This is a genomic window from Tissierella simiarum, from assembly GCF_018917865.1.
GTDB classification, from domain to species: Bacteria; Bacillota; Clostridia; order Tissierellales; family Tissierellaceae; genus Tissierella_C; species Tissierella_C simiarum.
The window spans coordinates 1-2,052 of the sequence record NZ_JAHLPM010000042.1; the positions used below are offsets into that span (position 1 = coordinate 1).

Annotated in this window: 8 protein-coding genes; 7 read left to right on the plus strand and 1 reads right to left on the minus strand. The window is 30.1% G+C overall.

Translation table 11 applies throughout. The features are described from left to right. Both KQI42_RS20595 and KQI42_RS20600 read left to right on the plus strand, forming a co-directional pair. Positions 1–204, plus strand: a 204-nt coding sequence (locus KQI42_RS20595; protein WP_216522698.1) for a hypothetical protein, incomplete at its 5' end; no start/stop codon positions are given. 12 nt (positions 205–216) lie between these two features. Next, complete coding sequence (locus tag KQI42_RS20600) at positions 217–429, plus strand: hypothetical protein (protein WP_216522700.1); 213 nt, start codon at positions 217–219, stop codon at positions 427–429. Here KQI42_RS20600 and KQI42_RS20605 read toward each other — a convergent pair. After that, on the minus strand, positions 426–770 hold the full coding sequence (locus tag KQI42_RS20605; RefSeq protein WP_216522702.1) for a hypothetical protein: 345 nt from the start codon (positions 768–770) through the stop codon (positions 426–428). The two genes, KQI42_RS20600 and KQI42_RS20605, sit on opposite strands and share 4 nt — an antisense overlap. Before the next feature lie 64 nt (positions 771–834). On the opposite strand from KQI42_RS20605, the gene KQI42_RS21580 reads away from it, so the two are divergent. The 5 genes from KQI42_RS21580 to KQI42_RS20625 form a co-directional block, all read left to right on the plus strand. Then, a complete protein-coding gene (locus KQI42_RS21580; protein WP_281420536.1) occupies positions 835–957 on the plus strand; it encodes a hypothetical protein in 123 nt (40 codons plus the stop codon). Between the two features lie 88 nt (positions 958–1,045). After that, positions 1,046–1,303 (plus strand): hypothetical protein, encoded by a 258-nt coding sequence (locus KQI42_RS20610; RefSeq protein ID WP_216522704.1) that lies wholly within the window; start codon positions 1,046–1,048, stop codon positions 1,301–1,303. An 11-nt stretch (positions 1,304–1,314) separates the two neighbouring features. Next, complete coding sequence (locus KQI42_RS20615) at positions 1,315–1,497, plus strand: hypothetical protein (protein ID WP_216522706.1); 183 nt, start codon at positions 1,315–1,317, stop codon at positions 1,495–1,497. Positions 1,498–1,563: 66 nt separating this feature from the next. Next, on the plus strand, positions 1,564–1,824 hold the full coding sequence (locus KQI42_RS20620) for a hypothetical protein (RefSeq protein WP_216522708.1): 261 nt from the start codon (positions 1,564–1,566) through the stop codon (positions 1,822–1,824). Between the two features lie 16 nt (positions 1,825–1,840). Continuing rightward, positions 1,841–2,052, plus strand: a 212-nt coding sequence (locus tag KQI42_RS20625) for a phage N-6-adenine-methyltransferase (protein ID WP_216522713.1), incomplete at its 3' end; no start/stop codon positions are given.

A 2,052-nucleotide genomic window follows, 5' to 3' on the forward strand; every position in this document is an offset into this window, starting at 1 on the left:
ATTTACACTTTATTAAATCAAAGATTAGGAGTAGATGTTCAAACAAGACTTACGAATAAACGTAGAAGAATGGCAGATGAAGGAGTTAGTAAATCTAAGAGGGACAAGCTAACTATCGTCGATGTAATAGCAGATGATAAGAAGCTTATAGAAGGTTATACAGCAATAGTAAAAGAAATGGCAATTAAATATAAGGTTGCTTAGGAGGTGAGAAGAGTGGAAGAAAAAAGAATAGAAATATCAAGAGAAAAGTTAGAGTGGATGAAAGAAGTTGGAATAAAAGAATTTCATGAACCAATGAAGTATTACTTTGCTAACCATTTATTTTCAGAGAACTATATAAGAGAAACCCCTCTTAAGAAATTACAAGAGGAGTTCAACAGAAGCGTTTTTGCACACAACAAATTTAATGAAGATGGAGAGGTTTAAAAAGGTAAAAGATTTCTTATTTTGCCTAAATAGTCTAGTACACTATTTAAACCATCTTGGAAGCGATTTTCCATATAAATAATACCCGTATCAGAAAGATAGAACTCATAAACAATATTTTCAGCATAGAGACATTCAATTAAACCAGCACGATCTAATTCTCTGCAAGTTTCGTCAACTTCTTCAGGTGTCCATTTTGGAGCGATAGATTTTTGAACCTCTATAGAAGAGCCGAATAACTTAGATTGTAATTTAGGGACTCCATCTTTTCGTTGTTGACAATATTGTTTATATAAAAGGCATATTAAAACATCAGCATCTTTTGTAATCTTTATATCCACATATTCACCCCCTTTCAAGAAGATTTTACCATATAGGGGGACAAGTTAAAAGGAGGGTTAAATAATGAACGAGATAAGCAAAAATATAGAAACGTTATTCAAGAGAAAGGAAGAAATCAAAGAAGAGATTAAAAAGCTAGAAACAGAGCTAGAAGAAATATTGATAGAAGAATATAGAGGGGTGTAAGAATTGAAGCTTATATATGCCTATGTAGGCAAAGTAAGAGATTTTAAACTTATAGAAGTTAAGAAAGAAAAGAAGGAGAAATTAAATAATGGGATTTAATATTTACGATTGGATTTTTTTAAATATCTTATATGCGATTTTTACTCTATATCTTAGTAAACAAAATTTAAATTATAAAAATACTAAAATTAAAAATAAAGCAAAAATTGAACAAGCTGAATTTAGAATAAATTTAATTAGAAGCGATATAAAAAAATCAAATTTAATAATTAATGATGTGTATAAATTTGAGTTAGATAGTGTATTGTTAAAAGTTTTATCAATCTTGGATGAGGTTAAAGAATAGGAGGTAAACAGATGTTTAAACAAACGAAAGTAAGTAGTGAAATAAAGAAGTCTAACAGTATTTATTGGTACAGAACTAATGACACAGATTACGTACTAACTAATTATTGGATAATAAAAACAGATCTAAAGAAATCGGAAAATAGAAAAATATTATGTGCGTTAGTTGAAAGGTTTGGGCTTATTCCTGGTTAAGGAAAAGAAATTATAACTGGTAGTTATAAAAAAGAGATTGCTGAAAACTCTACAAAGCCCCCATGGATGGATTTATTAGAAAAGAAAGAAGTTGGAAGCTTGGAAAATACAAAATTAATTTATATGCAAGGTAAGAATAATTACAGAATTTTTAAAGGCAAAGAGTACGTTTATATCAACTCCAAATATATTGAAATGATTGACGAAGATAATGTTAAATTTGAAGGAAATGGAGCATTGTACCCAATATTTGCTACCTACCAAGATGATTTGATATTAATAATGCCTTTTCGTATGGGGGACAACAGCGAATATTTAAAAGCATAACTAGGAGGTGGACAAGTTGAATACAGATGTAATGTTTAGTAGCAAGACAAATGAATGGAGTACACCGCAAGAATTTTTCAATGAATTAGATAAAGAATTTAACTTTACACTGGACCCTTGTGCAACAAAAGAAAATGCTAAATGCAACAAGTATTACACAATAAAAGAAAATGGCTTAAAGCAGGACTGGGGGGGCGAAGTGGTATTCTGCAATCCTCCATACGGAAG

What these genes read in the sequence shown, in the direction of transcription:
- KQI42_RS20610 (WP_216522704.1), top strand. Translation starts at nt 1,046, where the DNA reads ATGGGATTTAATATTTACGATTGGATTTTTTTAAATATCTTATATGCG.
- KQI42_RS20620 (WP_216522708.1), top strand. Translation starts at nt 1,564, where the DNA reads ATGGATTTATTAGAAAAGAAAGAAGTTGGAAGCTTGGAAAATACAAAA.
- KQI42_RS21580 (WP_281420536.1), top strand. Translation starts at nt 835, where the DNA reads ATGAACGAGATAAGCAAAAATATAGAAACGTTATTCAAGAGAAAGGAA.
- KQI42_RS20615 (WP_216522706.1), top strand. Translation starts at nt 1,315, where the DNA reads ATGTTTAAACAAACGAAAGTAAGTAGTGAAATAAAGAAGTCTAACAGT.